The 19825-nt window shown below is 44.2% G+C and carries 20 protein-coding genes; 6 read left to right on the forward strand and 14 right to left on the reverse strand.

All coding sequences use genetic code 11. The features are described 5' to 3' along the window. Window positions 1-181 precede the first annotated feature (181 nt). A complete protein-coding gene (locus tag Q0R35_RS03500) occupies window positions 182-1723 on the reverse strand; it encodes a hypothetical protein (protein WP_295614516.1) in 1542 nt (513 codons plus the stop codon). Between the two features lie 163 nt (window positions 1724-1886). Here Q0R35_RS03500 and Q0R35_RS03505 point away from each other — a divergent pair, with 163 nt between their 5' ends. Continuing rightward, window positions 1887-2357: a transposase gene (locus Q0R35_RS03505; protein ID WP_366944816.1), complete on the forward strand. Its 471-nt coding sequence runs from the start codon at window positions 1887-1889 to the stop codon at window positions 2355-2357. Between the two features lie 53 nt (window positions 2358-2410). Then, on the forward strand, window positions 2411-3070 hold the full coding sequence (locus Q0R35_RS03510) for a transposase (protein WP_295614553.1): 660 nt from the start codon (window positions 2411-2413) through the stop codon (window positions 3068-3070). 69 nt (window positions 3071-3139) lie between these two features. Here Q0R35_RS03510 and Q0R35_RS03515 read toward each other — a convergent pair whose 3' ends face one another. Beyond that, window positions 3140-3283, reverse strand: coding sequence for a hypothetical protein (locus Q0R35_RS03515; RefSeq protein ID WP_295614520.1), 144 nt, complete (start codon window positions 3281-3283; stop codon window positions 3140-3142). Window positions 3284-3642: 359 nt separating this feature from the next. Between Q0R35_RS03515 and clpB the strand changes: the two genes are divergently transcribed. Next, window positions 3643-6267, forward strand: a complete 2625-nt coding sequence (gene clpB / locus Q0R35_RS03520; protein WP_295614555.1) for an ATP-dependent chaperone ClpB — start codon at window positions 3643-3645, stop codon at window positions 6265-6267. Between the two features lie 95 nt (window positions 6268-6362). Here the strand turns inward: clpB and Q0R35_RS03525 are convergent, their stop codons facing one another. The 5 genes from Q0R35_RS03525 to Q0R35_RS03545 form a co-directional block, all read right to left on the reverse strand. Further along, complete coding sequence (locus tag Q0R35_RS03525) at window positions 6363-7367, reverse strand: DUF6745 domain-containing protein (protein ID WP_295614521.1); 1005 nt, start codon at window positions 7365-7367, stop codon at window positions 6363-6365. A 447-nt stretch (window positions 7368-7814) separates the two neighbouring features. Then, window positions 7815-8159 carry a helix-turn-helix transcriptional regulator gene (locus Q0R35_RS03530; RefSeq protein WP_295614523.1) on the reverse strand — a complete coding sequence of 115 codons (345 nt, stop codon included), beginning with the start codon at window positions 8157-8159 and terminating at the stop codon, window positions 7815-7817. 5 nt (window positions 8160-8164) lie between these two features. After that, window positions 8165-8542 (reverse strand): type II toxin-antitoxin system RelE/ParE family toxin, encoded by a 378-nt coding sequence (locus Q0R35_RS03535; protein WP_295614525.1) that lies wholly within the window; start codon window positions 8540-8542, stop codon window positions 8165-8167. Between the two features lie 85 nt (window positions 8543-8627). Continuing rightward, window positions 8628-10061, reverse strand: a complete 1434-nt coding sequence (gene lpdA, locus Q0R35_RS03540) for a dihydrolipoyl dehydrogenase (RefSeq protein WP_295614528.1) — start codon at window positions 10059-10061, stop codon at window positions 8628-8630. A 624-nt stretch (window positions 10062-10685) separates the two neighbouring features. Next, window positions 10686-11246, reverse strand: a complete 561-nt coding sequence (locus Q0R35_RS03545) for a Uma2 family endonuclease (RefSeq protein WP_295614530.1) — start codon at window positions 11244-11246, stop codon at window positions 10686-10688. Between the two features lie 236 nt (window positions 11247-11482). Here Q0R35_RS03545 and lysA point away from each other — a divergent pair, with 236 nt between their 5' ends. Continuing rightward, window positions 11483-12868 carry a diaminopimelate decarboxylase gene (gene lysA, locus Q0R35_RS03550; RefSeq protein ID WP_295614532.1) on the forward strand — a complete coding sequence of 462 codons (1386 nt, stop codon included), beginning with the start codon at window positions 11483-11485 and terminating at the stop codon, window positions 12866-12868. Window positions 12869-13067: 199 nt separating this feature from the next. Here lysA and Q0R35_RS03555 read toward each other — a convergent pair whose 3' ends face one another. From Q0R35_RS03555 to Q0R35_RS03580, 6 genes are all read right to left on the reverse strand, one after another. After that, window positions 13068-13559, reverse strand: coding sequence for a YajQ family cyclic di-GMP-binding protein (locus tag Q0R35_RS03555; protein ID WP_295614534.1), 492 nt, complete (start codon window positions 13557-13559; stop codon window positions 13068-13070). Between the two features lie 113 nt (window positions 13560-13672). Next, window positions 13673-14092 (reverse strand): MAPEG family protein, encoded by a 420-nt coding sequence (locus Q0R35_RS03560; protein WP_295614536.1) that lies wholly within the window; start codon window positions 14090-14092, stop codon window positions 13673-13675. A 154-nt stretch (window positions 14093-14246) separates the two neighbouring features. Then, complete coding sequence (locus Q0R35_RS03565; RefSeq protein WP_295614538.1) at window positions 14247-14741, reverse strand: DNA recombination-mediator protein A; 495 nt, start codon at window positions 14739-14741, stop codon at window positions 14247-14249. A gap of 98 nt (window positions 14742-14839) precedes the next feature. After that, window positions 14840-15325 carry a PPC domain-containing protein gene (locus Q0R35_RS03570; RefSeq protein WP_295614540.1) on the reverse strand — a complete coding sequence of 162 codons (486 nt, stop codon included), beginning with the start codon at window positions 15323-15325 and terminating at the stop codon, window positions 14840-14842. A 57-nt stretch (window positions 15326-15382) separates the two neighbouring features. Beyond that, a complete protein-coding gene (lspA, locus tag Q0R35_RS03575) occupies window positions 15383-15859 on the reverse strand; it encodes a signal peptidase II (protein WP_295614542.1) in 477 nt (158 codons plus the stop codon). Between the two features lie 11 nt (window positions 15860-15870). Next, window positions 15871-16503 carry a biotin transporter BioY gene (locus Q0R35_RS03580; protein ID WP_295614544.1) on the reverse strand — a complete coding sequence of 211 codons (633 nt, stop codon included), beginning with the start codon at window positions 16501-16503 and terminating at the stop codon, window positions 15871-15873. 198 nt (window positions 16504-16701) lie between these two features. On the opposite strand from Q0R35_RS03580, the gene psb27 reads away from it, so the two are divergent. Both psb27 and Q0R35_RS03590 read left to right on the forward strand, forming a co-directional pair. Continuing rightward, on the forward strand, window positions 16702-17103 hold the full coding sequence (gene psb27, locus Q0R35_RS03585; protein WP_295614546.1) for a photosystem II protein Psb27: 402 nt from the start codon (window positions 16702-16704) through the stop codon (window positions 17101-17103). Window positions 17104-17274: 171 nt separating this feature from the next. Then, window positions 17275-18816, forward strand: coding sequence for a hypothetical protein (locus tag Q0R35_RS03590; RefSeq protein WP_295614548.1), 1542 nt, complete (start codon window positions 17275-17277; stop codon window positions 18814-18816). Window positions 18817-18894: 78 nt separating this feature from the next. Here the strand turns inward: Q0R35_RS03590 and Q0R35_RS03595 are convergent, their stop codons facing one another. Then, on the reverse strand, window positions 18895-19566 hold the full coding sequence (locus tag Q0R35_RS03595) for a ComF family protein (RefSeq protein ID WP_295614550.1): 672 nt from the start codon (window positions 19564-19566) through the stop codon (window positions 18895-18897). Window positions 19567-19825: the final 259 nt, after the last annotated feature.

Genomic DNA, 19825 nt, shown 5'->3' on the forward strand with positions numbered 1-19825 from the left:
GCAACTTTTTGCCTTTTCTTGTATTTCTTTGAGAATTAACGCTGTTTTTGTGATATTTGAGTTCGGCTGATTAGTAAAAACTATGACTTATGATAATTGCATCCTAATCGCTGATAGATTAAATTAGATCGATTAACGCTCGATCTAATTAAATGCCATTTTTAGACTTTTTCAGCAACCCCTATTTAGTAGGGCTTTGTTCGGAAAATATCAAATACAAGCCATAAGTGACGGCTGTATTTGGAATGACGCTACCAATTACCGTCCTCTCATTAGTATTGCAAGTAACTCTGCGAATTCCAAAAAACCACCGCTGGCTCCAACTTCGGCTTTCCATTCTATTATCTACGTCTTTCTGTGGAGTCCAGTATTGTGTTTTCACCTTGCTACTTAAATTGCGATCATTTTTTATGTAGTCTCCCTGCCTTGAGCTATAAGATGCATACAAATGATCGTAGTGATGAACCATCCGGCCTTCATACATTGGGACATACAATTGATTCCCCCTATTGTATTTACCTTCTTCTGAATGAAACCCAGAACCTAGTAACTGATCTTCTGACCTAAATAAACTACTATCATTCGACATATCAAACATCCGCATAAACGAAATTCCCCAAGGATTAACCCCTGTGCGTTCGTTTTCTAGAACTGGTATTCTTTGATAAATCTTGCGAGTCAACTCCGCATCAGCACGAGTCCGAAACACTGGAGAAGTCAGCGTATTGGGATTGATGAGGGCGATATCTTGAGGCGTGAGCGTAAATACCCGCTGTTTGTCTTCTAGTTGACGGGGATGGGTGAGGAAGAACGAAAATTTGGTTTCGGGAGTAGGCTGATTGCTAATACTCAACAGTGAGAATTTATAGCTGCGATGTACGCCAGCAAATAGAGGGGCTGAATTCTCGAAATCGATTAAGGCTGATAGAGTCTGAGTTTGTACCAAATCTCCAAAGAATTTTTTGCAGGTATCATCAGTAGCAATCCCCGTTGGTACGATAATTCCGGCTTTACCAGTGGGCGCAATCAGCCTTCTAGCAGTCTCACTAAAAATGCTGTAAGTATTGATATCGCCTACTGCTGTTAAAGTGAAGCGACTAGAACCGCGTACAAATCGCCCCTGAGCAGTAGCATCATATTTCGCAAGTTCAAACTCTTTGAGCAGTTCGGGATTATTGAGCGGTAATTGTTTAATCAGTCGTTCGCGGACTGCTTTATTCTGAGCATTAGCAATCTCCGCATCACGAGCAGCAAAAAACTCCTTCTCCTGCAATTTAATCCGCTCCCACGGTGGATTCCCTAAAATGCAGCTAAAACCACCATCTTGAAACACTTCTGGAAACTCCAGACACCAGTGAAAGAAGAACTTCTCCTCTGCCAGTTTATTGACAGTATCCGCGATCTCTTTGACAGCTTGGCTGGGAGCCTCTGACATCAACCTATCTAGAGTTTCAGTCGTGGGCAACAAATCGCTAATCAACGGCATGAAAAACGCCGCCGTCCATAGATTACAGAGCGTGTAATCCCGATACCATGAAGAGTCGCGCCGACTGGCTCGATATCGCTCCTGCTTGGCGCGAACATCGCTGGCGGTAGTTTCTGAGGTCAAACCGATTTCACTAGCATTCTGGGCGTAGAGATCGCGTTCTGCTTGGATAATTGGCGTATCGAAGATGTTTTGCTGTCCGAGTTGCTTGCATTCTTCCTTATTGCGTTTCTTCAACTTAGGAGATTTCCAACAAAGAAAGTACCCAGTAACTGAAATCGAGATTAAGATTGAAGTAGGAACAGGAGTCAGGAGAATTTAGCAGTTGAAAACAGCTCCCAGTGAAAAAAGAAATTTAAATGTAGAGCAAATTAAAGACTTGAAATTGGCAGCGTCAAAAATGCGCGGAGCCAAACGGAGAGCATTTATGGCGCAAATGACCACTAAATATTGCCAGGAAAGTGCCAGAAAAGCCGAAAGGGTATTCGGATGGAAACTGGACACAGTGAAGCTGGAGCTAGCCGAACAACGGAGTGGCATCGAATGTGTCGGCGGACAAGCAAGTAGATGTGGTGCCAAACGATGGGAACAACAACAACCAGAAGTCGCACAAATACTCATAGAAATAGCAGAAGCACACGGACAGCAAGATCCGACCTTTAAGACCACAATAGCCTACACCAGATTAACCGCAGCCCAATCAATTGAGGAATTGAAACAACGCGGTTATTCAGCAGAGATCTTACCTGCCCCCAGTACAATGGCGATAATTCTCAACCGCAAGGGGTATCGACTACGCCCAGTCATGAAAGCCAAACCTCAAAAAGCGGAGTCGGTGCGGTCGGGTTCCCCGACCATGCAACCGACCTAAGCAAAATTCCTCAAACCGACGCAATTTTCGTAAATATTCACCATAAAGATCGAATCAATACTCCTGGGGTGAAAAGATTAAGTTTGGACTGCAAAGCAACAGTCATCATCGGCGACTATAGCAGAGGTGGTAACACCAGAGGCAATAATCAAGCTCAAGACCATGACATGGGTAGCACCCAAAAATATATTCCCTGCGGCATCGTTGATGAAGATAGCGGTCAACTCTATCTTAATTTTGGGAGTTCTTATAAGACGAGTGACTTCATTGTGGATACCATCGAACAATGGTGGTTAACACTGTCTGACCAAGAACGTCAGACTACTAAGACAATTCAACTCAAAGTTGATAATGGCCCAGAATGTAGTGGGGTCAGGACACAATTCCTCTCTCGAATGGTCGATTTTGCTCAACGAATTAATACCACCATTCAATTACTCTACTATCCTCCTTACCATAGCAAATACAACCCCATTGAGAGATGTTGGGGGATTTTAGAACAGCATTGGAATGGATCTAAATTAGTTGATGTCTCGACCATGATAGCTTGGGCACAAAGTATGACTTGGAAAGGAATTAAGCCAATTATTCATTTGAGTACATCACTCTATTCCAAAGGTATTTCTTTGTCTGAGCAACAAATGAAGATTGTCGAAATGTCTTTAGACCGTAATCCTGAATTACCCAAGTGGGATCTTCTGATTCACCCCTAAATATTGGGTACCTTCTTTTCTGGAAATCTCCTTAGTCGCAACCGCTTTATTATCCCCATCGACCGTGAGTTATTTTTGGAGTAAATTAAGCAGGGGTAAGATCGCTCGATACCGTTTTTCAGGCGTAGCTTTGAGTAAGATTGGATCGCTATGTTGCGACCATAGATCTGGATCTGCACAAGCTAAATCTAAATCTAAATAATCGATCTGCAATAATCCACACTGTTCTAAATTAGGTCGATCGATCGCGATTCCCCAGAGCGGATGCTTTGCGAACGTATTTCACCAAATCCGATCTTTACCCATGACAGTATTATCGATCGCCAGCTTTACAGCGATCGATAAATATCTCAATCTGCTAGCACTTCACCGATGGAATCGTGATATGGCCTTTAAAAACATAATGAGCAATTACACTCACTACATAAATCGCTTTTGGCAATACCCAGTCAGATTATCGTAAATACCGATCCCAGTAATCCGATCGAACTGACTACAATGAGAGAGTAACGAGGATGAGTAAAAATCGTCACGATCGTTACTTATATAAAAATTTTATTCCCAGTCGCATTATGCAACCTAACAATCCTCAGCAATTTACCGAAAAAGCTTGGCAGGCTGTTACCAATACGCTCGATGTTGCCAAAGCTTGCCAGCAACAGCAGATGGAGTCAGAGCATTTGCTCAAAGCATTGCTAGAGCAAGATGGCTTGGCAACTAGTATCCTTTCCAAGGCGGGTGTAAATCTCAGTCAATTTCGCCAAGAGCTGGATAGCTTTATCCAAAAGCAGCCCAAGATATCGGGGACGATTGGCTCGGTTTATTTAGGGCGGAGTGTAGATAGTTTACTCGATCGAGCAGAAAAGTATCGCAAAGAATATGGCGATGACTTTATTTCGATCGAACACTTATTACTAGCGTATCCTCAAGACGATCGCTTTGGCAAGCAGTTATTTATCGATTTCAAACTAGAAGAAAGTAAATTAAAAACGATAGTTTCTCAAATTCGTGGCAGTCAGAAAGTTAACGATCAAAACCCTGAAGGTAAATACGAATCGCTTTCTAAATATGGACGCGACCTGACTGATTTTGCTCGTCGTGGTAAACTCGACCCAGTGATCGGACGCGATGATGAAATTCGGCGGACGATTCAGATTTTGTCCCGCCGGACTAAAAATAATCCCGTTTTAATTGGCGAACCGGGAGTTGGTAAAACGGCAATTGCCGAAGGTTTAGCCCAACGAATTATTAGCGGTGACGTACCGCAATCGCTCAAAGATCGCACCTTAATTTCACTCGATATGGGTGCCCTAATTGCGGGTGCTAAATATCGCGGTGAATTTGAAGAAAGACTCAAAGCCGTTCTCAAAGAAGTCACTGAATCTCAAGGTCAAATTATCTTATTCATCGACGAAATTCATACCGTCGTCGGGGCAGGTGCGACTCAAGGAGCAATGGACGCAGGAAACTTGCTCAAACCCATGATGGCACGGGGCGAACTGCGGTGTATCGGGGCGACTACCCTCGATGAATATCGCAAATATATCGAAAAAGATGCCGCTCTAGAACGGCGGTTTCAGCAAGTATATGTCGATCAACCCAGTGTCGAAGATACAATCTCGATTTTACGCGGTTTAAAAGAACGCTATGAAGTGCATCATGGTGTCAAAATTTCGGATAATGCCCTAGTAGCTGCGGCAACACTATCGACACGCTATATTAGCGATCGATTTTTACCAGATAAAGCGATCGATCTGATGGATGAAGCCGCCGCTCGTCTTAAAATGGAGATTACCTCTAAACCCGAAGAACTCGATGAGATCGATCGGAAAGTCTTACAATTAGAAATGGAACGGTTATCGGTTAATAAAGACACCTCCACATCCGCCCGCGAACGCTTGCAAAAAATTGAAAAAGAACTCGCAGACCTGAAAGAAGAACAACGCGCCCTCACCGCCCAGTGGCAATCTGAAAAAGATATTATTAACAATATTCAAACCATCAAAGAAGAGATCGACAAAGTTAATATCGAAATTCAACAAGCCGAGCGCAACTACGATCTCAATCTTGCCGCCGAACTTAAATATGGCAAACTAATCGAACTGCACCGCAAACTCGAAACCGCCGAACTCAACCTCGCACAATCGCAAACCACCGGGAAATCCCTCCTGCGCGAAGAAGTCACCGAAGCCGACATCGCCGAAATTATCTCCAAATGGACGGGAATTCCGCTGACAAAATTAGTCGAAACCGAGCGCGAAAAACTCCTCCATCTCGAAGACGAACTGCACCACCGCGTCATCGGACAAGAAGAAGCCGTCACCGCCGTCGCCGAAGCCATCCAACGTTCGCGCGCGGGACTTTCCGACCCCAACCGACCCATCGCCAGCTTCATCTTCCTCGGCCCTACAGGGGTGGGTAAAACCGAATTGGCTAAAACCCTCGCCAACTACCTTTTCGATGCCGATGAGGCTCTAATCCGCATCGATATGTCCGAATATATGGAGAAACACGCCGTCTCGCGCTTGATTGGCGCGCCTCCCGGCTACGTCGGCTACGAAGAAGGCGGACAACTCACCGAAAGCATCCGCCGTCGTCCTTATGCGGTGATTCTATTCGATGAAATCGAGAAAGCGCATCCCGATGTATTCAACGTTTTACTGCAAGTCCTCGACGACGGACGAGTCACCGATTCGCAAGGTCGGACGGTAGACTTCAAGAATACCGTAATTATTATGACCAGTAATATTGGTTCTCAACATATTCTCGATCTGGCTGGCGATGACTCTAAATACGATGAGATGAAAGCTCGCGTTTTAGAAGCTCTGAGTCATAATTTCCGCCCCGAATTTCTCAACCGAATCGACGATACCATTATCTTCCACACCCTCCAAAAATCGCAACTGCGGAGCATCGTTAAAATCCAAGTTTCCCGTCTAGAAAAACGGTTAGCCGATCGTAAATTATCGCTCAAATTAGCCGAATCCGCACTCGATTTTATCGCCAATGTCGGTTACGACCCAGTATATGGGGCGCGACCGCTCAAACGGACGATTCAAAAAGAGTTAGAAACAATCATCGCCAAAGGTATTTTGCGTGGTGACTTTAAAGAAGGCGATACGATTTTTGTCGAAGTCCAAAACGAGCATCTGGCTTTCAGTCGCTTACCCGCAACAATGTTAATGCAAGAAAGTTAATCGATAATCTAGGGTAGGGGCCATTCATGAATTGCCCCTACTGGGTTTAGATCCCCGACTTCTTGAAGAAGTCGAGGATCTGCGCTAATTACCGATCATGTTTGCACGGCAAATTTGTCAGGATGAATGCCATGATTTACCCAGGTAATTGCGGCTTCGGCACTGGTCATTTCTGGCGGTACGCGCAGGATATGAATATGTCCCGTCGATGGACAAGTCATCTTGAGTAATACCATCGGCTCGTCCTCAACATTTGCTTCAATGCTGAGTAATGTATATTCTCTCCAATCGTCGAGATCGATCGCGTCTAATTCTTGACAGATGCGATCGTACCCAATCTGTTGAATTAATACTCGTCTGATTTCTACATTTTCTTCATCTAATAGCCACTCTGCCTTCCATTTGCTAAATTTTGTCCAATATCTGCGAGGTAAATCGACACCAAACATCTTGACTTTTATTTTGGGGTCTATATTTGGATCGAAGAGATCCAACAGCGTATGTGTGTGAGATACTATCCAACCATCCCACATCAATATGTCTCTATCTTCAGATATATAGAAAGATTTCAACCAGTCCCTATATACATATTGACCATCTAGCCATAGCGGTTGAAATCTTTCTCGATCGAGAAAGATTTCAAGAATATTATCTGCGTTTTCTACGGTTACAGAATTGCGAGTACCGAAGAAAAACGCTTCCTGCAAACAGAATGTGATTAGGAAATGGTTGAGTGATTCGCATACAACAACAAAATCTCCTTCGAGATTCCACCCATCATAATCACTATGGTCTGAATAGACTGGTGGATCTTTTTGGTTAATTGGACAACGAGCAGACCAAACAGCCTGATTTTCCCAGCAAAATGCAACCATTCCATCTTCTATATACTGAAGATTACTTACATGTACAAGTTTATCTTGCGTACCAAATGGGTGTGGATTTGGTAGATTTACGAAACCACCCAATTCTCGATAAATTTTTGCCAGTCCTTCCGGTAAATAGTCTGGAATTCTTTCGGGAGGTAATGATGGATCTGTGAGTAAGTGGCGGTGAAAGTGTTTTAAGAAAATTATCAGGTCGTCGATCGATTCAATCATAGTTAACTTTATCAATTATTGTTTCTAGCTCTGTTTCAGTCACGATCGATCTCCCACGCTACCATCATCTTTAAAATACCCAAAAATAAAGGGCACCCATAGGTACCCCAATAAAAATAAATATTTACTTGCTTCGCACGTTAACCGCCCTGAAATGGAATTGTTTCGTTCCGAAAGGCTACGCCAACGGGCTAATGTGCTAAAGTTCATTGAAATGAACTCTCTTAACCAGCAATCCTCTTGCAGTCCACTTCAGTGGACTTTGGCTATTAGCCCCAAATTCATTTGAGGGCGGTTAACGTGCGAAGCTAGTGAACCCCAGCAGCGCGCTTGTAAGCTTCATCCAATACCTCAGACAGAGTAGGATGAGCGTGAACGTAGGTTGCTAGATTCTGTACCGAATTGCGCTGTGCGATCGGATAAATATGTGCTTTATGACACCAGAGATTAAGTGGAAGCGGTAATTGCGATCGAGAGTATTTGATTATTTTCAACACTTGGAGATTTGGGAATCAAGTGAATCTCAACATCATAGCCAGCTTCTTTTGCCAAGTTTGCCAGAGTATCTAATCGCGGCATCTGCGCTCCTGTCTCGATTCTGGCTAACTGCGGTTGCTTGATACCAGTGCGATTTGCTAGTTCTTGTTGCGTTAATTTAGCAGCTTTTCGCATATCGATAATTAGCTGGGCAATCTGAAACTCTTCTCTTAGTGCTTCATATTCTTGTCGAACTGCGGGATCGCTCAGACTCTTGGTGGCTACTTCGGCAAGTGGAATTGTTTTGGCAGGCATATATTTTAATCCTCTTGTTCTAAATCTGTAGATTCAATATTGCGCTCTATAAAATCTTCGAGATACGTTCTGGCTCTTGCCAATTCCTTTGTGGGTGTTTTTTGCGTTTTCTTTTGGAAGCCATGCAGCAAAATAAACCTTCTTCCCGTGTAGAGAAAATAGACTACTCGAAAAGCATTGCGATTTACATCCGCTCTGATTTCATACATTTTATCTCCCAATGGCTTGATATAAGGCATTCCTAGTTCGATGCCATTAGTTTCTAACAGTTGAAAAATCCAAATTAGCTTTGCTTTGGTTTTTTCATCTAAAGATTCATACCAATCCAAAACAGCGGAATCGCCATCGGCATCTGCATAAAACTCAACAGACCAATCGGACATAATTAAATCGAGTGCTTATAATGTATATGTTATAAACACTCGATCTATTTGTCAATAAATAAGTTTTCGGTTCCTTATCGCCTGACTAATGAACCCCAGCAGCGCGTTTGTAGGCTTCATCCAAGACCTCAGACAGAGTAGGATGAGCGTGAACGTAGGTTGCTAGATTCTGTACCGAATTGCGCTGTGCGATCGCATTAGAAGCCTCATGAATCAGATCTGCTGCGTGCAAACCGATAATATGCGTACCCAATACCTCGCCAGTATCCTTGCGGTAGATCACTTTCGCCATCCCATCGGCTTCGCCTTCGGCGATCGCTTTTGAGTTACCTTTAAAATAGCTCCGCACTGCGGTTACTTCAAAGCCACCAGCCGTTCCTGCTTCCTTCGCTTGGGTTTCCGTCATCCCCACGAAACTAATTTCGGGATGCGTAAACGCTGCTGCGGGAATGCTCTGATAATCGACTTGTTTCGATCGACCGCAGATATTTTCAACGGCGACAATGCCCTGTGCGGAGGCAGCATGAGCCAACATCATTTTACCTGTAGCATCGCCGATCGCCCATAAATGCGGCACGGGTTCGCCATCGATTAACACCTCTAGCTTATCATTCACCGGAATGAAGCCTCGGCGGTCGAGGGCGACCCCAACAGCTTCGAGATTGAGGTTTTTGGTATCGGGAATGCGACCTGTCGCCACGAGGCACGCATCGACCTCTAAGATCTCGACGACTTCTTTAGTTTTCGCATCGGCTAGTTCGATGACGACTGGCGAACCAGGAATTACCCGCTTGGCAAGCAGGCTCGATCGAGCTTCAATATCGCGCGGATCGATTAAAATCCGTTTGGCAAGTTTGGCAATATCGGTGTCGAATCCCGGCATCAATTGGTCGAAAAATTCGATCATCGTGACTTCCGAACCCAATGCGGTGTATACATCAGAGAACTCTAAACCGATGTAACCGCTACCGATAATAGCAATCCATTGGGGAATTGTCTCTAATTTAATTGCATCGTCGCTGGTAAATACCGTCTTGCCATCGACTTCAATTCCTGGCGGTACAAAGGGAATCGAACCCGAAGAAATCATCACATCTTTAGCGGTAATAAATTTCTCGCCTTCGGGTGTAGTTACGCTGACTTTTTGGGACGCAACTACTTTTCCCCAGCCATGAATTACTTCGACATTCAATCGTGTCAAACTATTTGTCAAATCACCGCGCAGCTTAGTAACGAGATTGCTAGCATGAGCGGCAATTCCCGCACGATCGAAACTAACATTATCTACCTGAATCCCCATCGCCTTGAGATGATGAGCGTTCCGCATTTCGCGCACTCTTCCCGAAGCCGCCAGCAGTGCCTTAGAAGGGATACAACCGCGATTGACGCAAGTACCACCCATATCCCCCGCTTCGATAATTGCTGTCTTCAAGCCGCAACTAACCGCATGGAGCGCAGCACCATGTCCGCCGACACCCGCACCGATGATTACCAAATCGTAGTCAAATTGTTCGCTCACGTTGCTATGTCCTCTTTGATGCTGATTCTTTATTTTCCCTCTGTGGGTTTGCCTTGTAAAGGTGCGATCGAGAATAACTACTCACACAATCGATATGAGAGATTCTATCAACCAGACAATACCTGTAGGAATTATGTAAATTGATAACAGCGAGCTGGCATTAGCCAATACGAGATACGTGGTATTCCAACCAACAATTCTCATCACAATCCAAGATGGTAATAATATATTGATGATGTAAGGAATAACAAATCCAAGTGTAATTAAGTAACTGCTAAAAACATTAAATATAATCAGTATTCCAATGGGCATACTAATCAGCAGGCAAAATATTCGGTTGTAATATAAATCATTACCCAAACAAGCCATCATAGATAACAACACACTCGTTATTTGGATGGTTAACCCAGTAACAATCCCAAATAATATGAAGGATGGTATATTGTAGCTTAATATCTCGAACGAGTAAAAAGATTCAGCTCCGTCTTTGATAAGATATCCAATAGTTAAGCCACATACCATTCCCAGTATGCAGAGCAGGAAATTTATTCTATTTTCATTTAGCTGGAATTGCATGTGTGTATATCTAGTTTGACATTCGATCGTCAAACCTCGATTTCATAATTAACTAAAAATCTCAGCAATAGACTGTTCAAAATTAGGTAACAACGGACTGCTCAATACATCCTGACAAAATAACGTTGCGATGAGCGGTAAACCATTACTATCTCGCCGGAACACCTCAATTTGTTGTCTCTTCCAATCCATAACCCAATATTCTTGGACACCTCTAATTGTATAGAGTTTGCGCTTGACTTCTCTGTCTCGCCGTTCGTTATCGCTACCAGCCGAAAGTACCTCCACGACTAGTTCTGGTGCAGCGACAAGATGCCCAGATTCATCCAAACTCCGTGCTAATCTGTCGTTACTAATCCACACCAAATCTGGAATCACATTGTCATCATCGGGAAACACGATTCCTGGAGTTGTAACGACTTCACCTAACTTACTCTGACTCGACCAAATCCCTAACGATTGAATTAACCTAGTAATAACTCTTTGATGTTTCCAGTGAGGTGCGCGAGTCACGAGTAATTCTCCATCGATGATTTCATAGCGATTACCGTTATCGGGCAATAGCTCTAGATCTGCGGATTTCCATTGAGTAGATTGATAATACAACATCTAAGTCATCTCCAGCAATTGATTCCATTTTGACATATTGACTAGAAGGTTAACGATCGCCGATCTCTCGCCATGCCGATTTAGTTAAAATTTTATTGAGATATATCTATGAGCAAGTCTCGATGCTGACAGATCGATCGAATGCAGACTTTCGTATTGGTGTAAAGCACAGCTTTGCCTACTAACCATCGCACTTCTATTATAATTTAGTAACATAGAATTTTAGTCAGAAGCCAATGGTATCGATCTCCGCCACCCATTCCACCAGCCGCCAGTACCTACCAGCAGTTACTCCAGATGCATCCCCCAACCAGCATATTCTCCCGCTCACTGCGACAGTCAACGGCAAGGATTGTCTGGAAATCGGCGGCTGTGACGTGACAGAGTTAGTCGCACAATTTGGTTCGCCGTTATATATCCTCGACGAGCAATCGGTACGCACCGCTTGTCGCCAATATCGAGACGGGTGGCAGCAATATTATCCTGGCGAATCTCTGGTAATATATGCTTCAAAAGCTTGGAGCTGTCTGGCTGTATGTGCGATCGCAGGTAGTGAAGGTTTGGGTATCGATGCGGTATCTGGTGGCGAAATACTCACCGCCATTAAAGCTGGAGTGAGTGCCGAAAATATCTACTTCCACGGTAATAATAAATCAGTCGCCGAACTCGAACTAGCGATCGCTAAAAACTGTAAAATTATTGCCGATAACTGGCTCGAACTCGAAAACATTGCCAAGATCGCCAGCATCGCGGGTAAAAATGTCCCCGTCATGATTCGGCTCACGCCAGGAATCGAGTGTCACACTCACGAATATATCCGCACCGGACATTTGGATAGTAAATTCGGCTTCGATCCCAATCAACTCGATGAAGTTTTCACCTGGTTGAGCAAACAAACTAATATTACCTGTATCGGCGTTCACGCCCACATCGGTTCCCAAATTTTCGAGCAACAACCCCACCAAGATCTCGCAGGCGTAATGGTGGAATGGTATAAACTCGCTCTCAGCCACGGTTTACCCATCAGTGAAATTAACGTCGGCGGCGGCTTAGGCATCAAATACACCGAAGCTGACGATCCTCAGAGCATTGACGCATGGGTGAAAAACGTCGCTACTGCCCTCAAAATCGCCTGTGACGCACATGGAATCGCTTATCCTCGCGTTCTATCCGAACCCGGTCGATCGTTGATTGGGAGTAGCTGTATCACCGCCTACACCGTTGGCGGCAATAAAACCGTCCCTGGTATTCGTACCTACATCAGCATCGATGGTGGCATGTCTGATAATCCTCGCCCAATTACCTATCAATCTCAATATCGGGCGATAATTGCGAATAAAATGTCCGCACCCATGATCGAAACAGTCACGATCGCGGGTAAGCATTGCGAGTCAGGTGATATTCTCATTAAAGATGCCCAAATTGCCACTTCTGCACCTGGAGATATCTTAGTAGTCCCTGCGACTGGTGCCTATAACTATAGTATGTCTTCCAACTATAATCGAATCACCCGTCCGGCGGCAGTATTAGTCAATAATGGCGAAGCAAATATCATCATCCAACGCGAAAACTATGACGATCTTTTACGCTTCGACAGGTTGCCAGAACGCTTGGTAAAATAGAACTAGTATTGCTTTGCTAACTAAAAACCCGACTTATTAACAAGTCGGGTTTTTGTATTGACTTTAACGATAGTTAAAGTGTAGGGTGGGCACTGCCCACCCTCTATGTTTCAGGCGATTTAGTTCTAATAAATATTTGCGCCTAGCTACTTACCATCTAAAAATCTGACTTGTTAATAAGTCGGGTTTTGTATCAACTTTAGCGATAGTTAGTAAATTGTAAGGCAACTGGCAGCTCTTCCTGTTTCAACCTTTGCATTACTCCTTGCAATTCGTCTTTATCTTTTGCTGTAACGCGGACGACATCGCCTTGAATTGAGGGCTGAACTTTTTTAAATTCGTCCCGGATTAGTTTAGAAATCTGTTTGGCAATCTCTTGGCTGATGCCTTTTTTGAGGGTAACTTCTTGACGAACTCGATTGCCACTGGCTGAGTCAATATTACCGTAATCAAAGATTTTTAGGGATAGATTGCGCTTAATTGCTTTAGACTGAAGCATATCATGGACGGCTGTGAGGGTCATTTCACTAGCTGTATTGATGGTAATCTTATCTTCGGCTAGTTCTACAGTCGTCTGGGTATCTTTGAGATCGTAACGACTGATAATCTCGCGGTTGGTTTGATCTAGCGCATTGACAAGTTCTTGACGATCGAAATCGCTGACAATATCAAAAGAAAATGTAGAAGCCATTTTTAATTAGTGAATAGTGAATAGTGGATAGTGGATAGTAGATAGTTGTTGAGTTTGGGTGTAGATTTCCATTCAAACAATCTCCCTAAGCTCTAACCGCTATACTCTATCCCCTAATTCATGGTGCTGATGATGCTCATCGACATGAGGGTGTAAATTGCTACCGAGCCGACTCCAAACATTAACGATCGACCGATCGGGAAATTGATGATATAAAAGATTGAATATAGTAGCCGCGCTACTGTAAAACCGATCGCACAATTTACTACCGTTGCTGATTCTTGGTGAGTGGCATAAGCCATCAATGCAGCTACACTGTATAGTATAAATGCTTCCCACGAATTTTGATGCGCCCAAGTTGCGCGTTTGCCATAGTCTGGCAATTTATCGAATGCAGCGCGCGGAGCGGAAATATCGAACCCTACTTGAAAGCGCGTAATTGCCACGACTAAATAGGGAAAGTAGACTAAAGCTGCCGCAGCCGCGATCGAGCCGAGTAAAATGGTGGAAGTAGGTAGATTGGCGAAAGTCATAACAGCAGTTTGCGGGCGGAAATCTAGATTAAATTGAGGGGATAAAGGTAGGAGCGAGGAAAGAGGGACGCATCCGCACGAGCATTTACCTATCGGGTTGGAAATCGAAACCCGGTTGAATAATTGAACTCAATTGGGTAGACTTTTCGCCACATTAGTCAAAATAGAATAAGGTGACGATCTTGCGTTGTTCTTCCGCTTCGTGGCAAGTTTGTAGCAACGTATCGCTATCGTGGAAGGCAAAACAGATTAACTGTTGACATCGAGAGACGATTTCTTGATTGCATAGTGCGCTGGATTCCCCCAGCGACAGCGCATCGTTATTGGGATTTTCTACCAGGTGCATGACATTCGACAATTGCTCTTGAGACTCGCGCGGTTGCCGAGCTAGACTTTGAGGTAAAATTACCGTGAGCATGTCTCTGTCGGCTCTAATTGCCCCACGAATTGCCGCAGAATTTGTCCCAGTAGCACCAGAGGTAATCAGGCGATTGCCGGATAGTACCAGTGCATAGCTCATCATCTCGATCAGATGTTGATGAGTCAATGGAACGTGGCGGGAACCCAGCAGTGCAATTTTTTTAGAGCCAGTCTGTTGAATCGTAGCTAGTTCCTGGGCGAGGGTATCGATGTCAGATACGTTAATCAAAGACGGTGCGTGGCTTAACAACCCCACTATTTTAGCATAGTGGTGAGCTGGGAGTAGCGATCGACAGATATGAAGTTGAGATCGCGCTCCCACTTCGATTATTTCAACTTACTAACTTTAAGTTTAAATTCGCCACTACTTGTTTCACCAAAACCTTGAACGCGAATAGTATAAGTACCAGAATCTTTAATTCTCATAAATAGTAAAGAGTTGCTAGTACCATCTGGGCCATCATCGTTTTTACCGATACTTTTACCATCAGCAGTTAATAGAATTACCACTGTATCGAATGACTCTGAAGTCACATCGATCGCAATTTGATCGCCAGCCGTCAATTTAATTGCATAATCTCTAGCAAAACCACCATCGCCAGTTGGAATATCTTTATCGGATAAAGTATCTGTTACTTGCCCATTTGCGGGAAGTTCGATCGGTGTATAGACAAATTTACTGAGACCGATCTTACTCGGAGTTTTGTTCTGGGTGAGCGGATTCGCACTAGCACTATTCATCCAGATTACTGGTGCCAAAGCAATCGTGGCAATGAGTAAATAGCAAGTCCGAATTTGATTTGGCATTGACATATAAATAGAAATTGACGATCGATAGATGCTAGTTGCAGAATGAGGCAGGTACGACGATTAACGTGAGTTGGATCGGGGGGATCGATCGACTAATCCATGAATTAGCAAACAAATAATGCCGACATTGATCGATATATCTGCCCAGTTGAAGATGGCAAAATTAATAATCCGCAGATCGATAAAATCAACTACAGAGCCGCCAAAAAATAACCGATCGATCCCGTTACCCAAAGCACCTGCTAAGATTAGCCCGAATCCTAATTGTTCCCAAATATTACTAAAAGTTCTCATAATGCCAATTGCAATTAATCCGAGACTAACCACTAACGATAACCACCGCAGCCACGGTTGTCCTTCGAGCATACTAAAAGCAGCACCATGATTGCGGATATATGTAAAGTGCAAAACATTAGGAATAATCGGCATCGATGTTCGCTCGACTTGTAAATAAGTGACGATCGCGCGTTTACTCAAGACATCGATGATAATATTTGTAATTGCTGCTAGCCAAAAGTAATAATTCTTAATTCTCATCTTACCCGATTTTAATAAAACATAATTTTCCTGACGACAAATGCGATTAATGCTGCCGTACAAGCTAAAACGATCTGACCGAGAAACGGATGAATTGAATAAGTAACAATCAGATCTAACAATTTAAATCCACCTAGTTCTTGCCAGTTAATTAACTGAAATCCAATTAAATAAATAATCCCGATCGCATGAATGGTCAACAGTCCACACAAACAACTCACTCCTAAGTATTCTAACGATGGTGCCAAGGGAGTATTCCGAGTTGCGGCATCTGGACTGGAAAATCGCCGAAAAGCTAACTGTCCGCACACCCAAGAGCCGGGAATGAATGCGAGTAAATAACCAAACGCAGGCTTCTGAAGATATTCAATTCCACCACCATCATTAAAGATTTTGAGCCATAATAATCCGAGTAATAAATAAATAACTTGAGTTAACACTCCCGTCGTTCTGCCACCTAAACAACTAACTAACAGTACTGCCCCAACTTGACATTTAAACCCAATAGGATAAGCAGTAACTCCTTCACTGAACCATTGCCAAGGAGAACTGGTAACATAGGCAGGTAGAAAGTTTGCACCGATCGTTAGAAATAAGCCAACAATCGTCCACATTAAAATATAGGGACGCGAAACTCTAGTCATGATGGGCGTGCTAGTGGCGATCTGAATTAACTACGTTAATCGTTGTCTATCGATCGACAATAGTCAAGCCTTAAAAATATCTGACTCGTGTCTGAATGCCCCAAATGCTGACTGCCGACAAAGGTTCCACCATTTGCGATCGGATTCGCGCTAGGATGAGGAATAGTTTTGGAGTTTGTGATTTTTAAGTTATTAATTATGTTTAAGCGTCTGTGGTCGCAGTTATTTGCGTTAATGCTAGTTGTCGTCGTTGGTTTAGCTGGCTGTTCGGCTAGCTCTGGTGGACTAGTTGGTAATTATCGTCAGGATACAATGACCGTCCTCAATAGTATGAAAGCTGTATTAGAGTTGCCCGATGACTCCCCAGACAAGCCTGCGGCGCAGTCACTGGCACGTCTAAACATCAACGATTTTTCTGCTCGTTACCGTCAAGATCCCGCTTTGACTAAATTGAGTTCGTTCACGAGTATGCGGACTGCGCTCAACTCTTTAGCCGCTCACTATGCGGCTTATCCCAATCGTCCGTTACCAGAAAAGCTCAGAACTAGTTTAGAACAAAAATTCAAGCAAATCGAGCTAGCATTACAGCGCGGAGCCTAGACTCGCAACTTAGCGGCACGCGGTAGATTAATCCACACAGAGTGCAAATTTGGAACTTTTCGACCAAATCATCTGTCCGAATCACTATTGAAGGAGAAGCTAATCGATAGATTGACTTCTCCTTTAATACGTAAGAGGATAAATTATTCTACCCCGACCCCGATCGATACTATGGAATGTACGCTACATACACACCTTCCCGTCTCATTATTGGGGTGGTATCGTCACAAATTATTAATCGGACTACTTACCACCGGGAGCATCATCGGGCAAGGATCTTACGCCCCTCCCACTCTAGCTCAGAGCGTACCAAGTACTGACTATTGTCAGATTCCACTAGCAGAAGCCAATGCGAAAAATGTCTTGCGAGTAGCCGCCCAAACAGGAGATCGCAATAGTCAAACCAAATATAGCGAAATCGTCAAAAAGCATTCCACCTATATCGAACAGTGTCGCCAGAAAAGTTGGTTGAAAACTCAAGCAATTTGGATTCGACTTTATCCTTGCGATACTCGCCCTGGCGACTTAGAAGAAATTTTCGATCGGATGGTCAATAAAGGCTATAACCAAGTCTATGTTGCCACATTTTACGGTAAAGCACTCCTACCCCGATCGACTAATCGTACCTCCTGGAATTCGGTCTTAAACACCAGAAGTACCGACAAAACCGACTTACTCGCCGACTCCATCCAACGTGGGCGCGAACGCGGCTTAAAAGTCTATGCCTGGATGTATAGTCTCAACTTTGGGCCAGAATATGGCTTAACGCCTGAAGGACAATCTACCGTCGCCCTCAACGGACGCGGTGAAACCACACTATTTGCCGGGGAAGAAGGCTTCCAGAAATCTCCAGATGGTAACACTGGCTCGGTGTTATTTGTCGATCCTTACAGTAGCAAAGCCCGCTCCGATTACGAGCAAATCGTCCGCGAAGTCGTCGCCCGCAAGCCCGATGGCGTACTATTCGATTATATCCGCTTCCCACGGGGACAAGGCGCGCAATCGATCGCCAGCCAAGTTAAAGATTTATGGATCTACGGCGACGAATCGCGACAAGCCCTCACTGCTCTCGCCCAAAATCAAAAGGGTACAGATTTAATCGATCGATTCTTGAATAAAGGTACTATTACCATTAACGACCTCAAGGAGCTGGATAAACTCTACCCTAACGAATTACCCCTGTGGCAGGGTCGCACCCCCCTAGAAAACGAATTTAGCATGTCCTACGAGGATAAATTCCCCTGGATTGAGTGGGATTTATGGCAACTAACCCTCGCTCATGCCAGTCAAGGAGTCGTCAGCTATCTTCAACGTGCCGCCACCCCCGTCGAACAGCAACGGATTAAATCTGGGGCGGTATTTTTTCCCGAAGCCAATCAACCAGTCGGGCGTAGAGGCTACGATTCGCGATTGCAAGCCTGGGATCGATTTACGACTAATGAATGGCATCCGATGGCGTATGCCACTTGCAATCGCAGCGATTGTATCGTCGAGCAAATTCGTCGCGTCTTGAATTTTGCGCCAGCTACCACCAATGTAGTGCCAGCCCTAGCTGGAAGTTGGGGCAAACCGGGCGAAGGTCGTCCATCGCTGGAAGATCAAATGAGTGGCATCCATCGCAGTCTCCCCCAAATTAACTCCATCAGTCATTTTGCCTTTTCTTGGCAAGAGCCAGAGATGGATTATTATCGGAGTTCTTGTCAGTTGAAATGAGATGGGAGGTGGGAGTAAGAAGTAAGAAGTAAGAAGTAATTGCACACTTATCCCCTAGTCTCCCCGTCTCCCCGTCCCCTAATCCAGGACTACGGTAGAGACTACGGCGACACCGCAGACGTTGATATCGATCGATCTTAATGCTAATGCAGCCGATCGAACTGTGGCACCTGTGGTGTAAATATCATCGATTAATAAGACCGAATCGCCTGGTTTTAGAGCCGAACGCACCAGTGCAAAGGCATCGGCGACATTTTCTTGACGTGCTGATTTAGATAGTCCAAATTGAGCGACGGTCGATCGAGTTCGGTGTAAACTCAGATCTAATTTAGCACCCGCAGCTCGACTAAAACTCCGTGCTATGAGTTCGGCTTGATTGAAACCGCGACTGGCAAGCTTTTCGGCATGGAGCGGAATGGGGACGAGGATTAATTTAGTTGGGGTATTTAGAGGTGGATATTTTTGCCAACTAGCAGCCAGCCATTCCCCGTACATATTGCCGATCGAACGATAGCCATCGTATTTTAACTTAGCCATCGATCTTTTGACCGTGCCTTCGTATTTTCCCCAGGCAAATAGTGGTAAATCGCCCTGCCAATATCGAGCCGGATCGAGTAGTTGACACTCTTGCAGTTGGCTGTAGCAATATTTACAAAAAGTATCCGTAGCTGTTCGATCGCATAACGGGCAATTTGGCTTGAGAAATAGATTTAGGGCTTGCGCTCGGAATGGTTGCCAAAAACTAGGCATTCGCTTTGTACTATATTATACTTTCAAGAATACATCCGGACGATGCACATCGCGCACTTACCAAATATCTAATATTTTTCGGTAGATAGTTACAAAAACTTATCAAATTATAATTACGCTGAAATCTAACTGGTGGTCACTGTTTGGTCTCTATTCTCATTGGATTCAGTTCTCGATCGCGGCATAAATATCGATCGGAATAATTTATGATGGCTGGGCGCATAGTGTCTTTAGCTGCCCACAATATTCAGAAATTTGG

This window comes from Chamaesiphon sp. GL140_3_metabinner_50 (assembly GCF_025361915.1).
Classification (GTDB): Bacteria; Cyanobacteriota; Cyanobacteriia; order Cyanobacteriales; family Chamaesiphonaceae; genus Chamaesiphon.

Excerpts from the sequence above, each read along its gene's own strand:
- Q0R35_RS03555 (WP_295614534.1), bottom strand. The coding sequence starts at position 13,559 with ATGGCTTCTACATTTTCTTTTGATATTGTCAGCGATTTCGATCGTCAA.
- Q0R35_RS03545 (WP_295614530.1), bottom strand. The coding sequence starts at position 11,246 with ATGTTGTATTATCAATCTACTCAATGGAAATCCGCAGATCTAGAGCTA.
- Q0R35_RS03580 (WP_295614544.1), bottom strand. The coding sequence starts at position 16,503 with ATGACTAGAGTTTCGCGTCCCTATATTTTAATGTGGACGATTGTTGGC.
- Q0R35_RS03595 (WP_295614550.1), bottom strand. The coding sequence starts at position 19,566 with ATGCCTAGTTTTTGGCAACCATTCCGAGCGCAAGCCCTAAATCTATTT.
- Q0R35_RS03570 (WP_295614540.1), bottom strand. The coding sequence starts at position 15,325 with ATGTCAATGCCAAATCAAATTCGGACTTGCTATTTACTCATTGCCACG.
- lysA (WP_295614532.1), top strand. The coding sequence starts at position 11,483 with ATGGTATCGATCTCCGCCACCCATTCCACCAGCCGCCAGTACCTACCA.
- Q0R35_RS03530 (WP_295614523.1), bottom strand. The coding sequence starts at position 8,159 with ATGCCTGCCAAAACAATTCCACTTGCCGAAGTAGCCACCAAGAGTCTG.
- Q0R35_RS03505 (WP_366944816.1), top strand. The coding sequence starts at position 1,887 with ATGCGCGGAGCCAAACGGAGAGCATTTATGGCGCAAATGACCACTAAA.
- Q0R35_RS03535 (WP_295614525.1), bottom strand. The coding sequence starts at position 8,542 with ATGTCCGATTGGTCTGTTGAGTTTTATGCAGATGCCGATGGCGATTCC.
- psb27 (WP_295614546.1), top strand. The coding sequence starts at position 16,702 with ATGTTTAAGCGTCTGTGGTCGCAGTTATTTGCGTTAATGCTAGTTGTC.
- Q0R35_RS03525 (WP_295614521.1), bottom strand. The coding sequence starts at position 7,367 with ATGATTGAATCGATCGACGACCTGATAATTTTCTTAAAACACTTTCAC.
- lspA (WP_295614542.1), bottom strand. The coding sequence starts at position 15,859 with ATGAGAATTAAGAATTATTACTTTTGGCTAGCAGCAATTACAAATATT.
- clpB (WP_295614555.1), top strand. The coding sequence starts at position 3,643 with ATGCAACCTAACAATCCTCAGCAATTTACCGAAAAAGCTTGGCAGGCT.
- Q0R35_RS03560 (WP_295614536.1), bottom strand. The coding sequence starts at position 14,092 with ATGACTTTCGCCAATCTACCTACTTCCACCATTTTACTCGGCTCGATC.
- Q0R35_RS03590 (WP_295614548.1), top strand. The coding sequence starts at position 17,275 with ATGGAATGTACGCTACATACACACCTTCCCGTCTCATTATTGGGGTGG.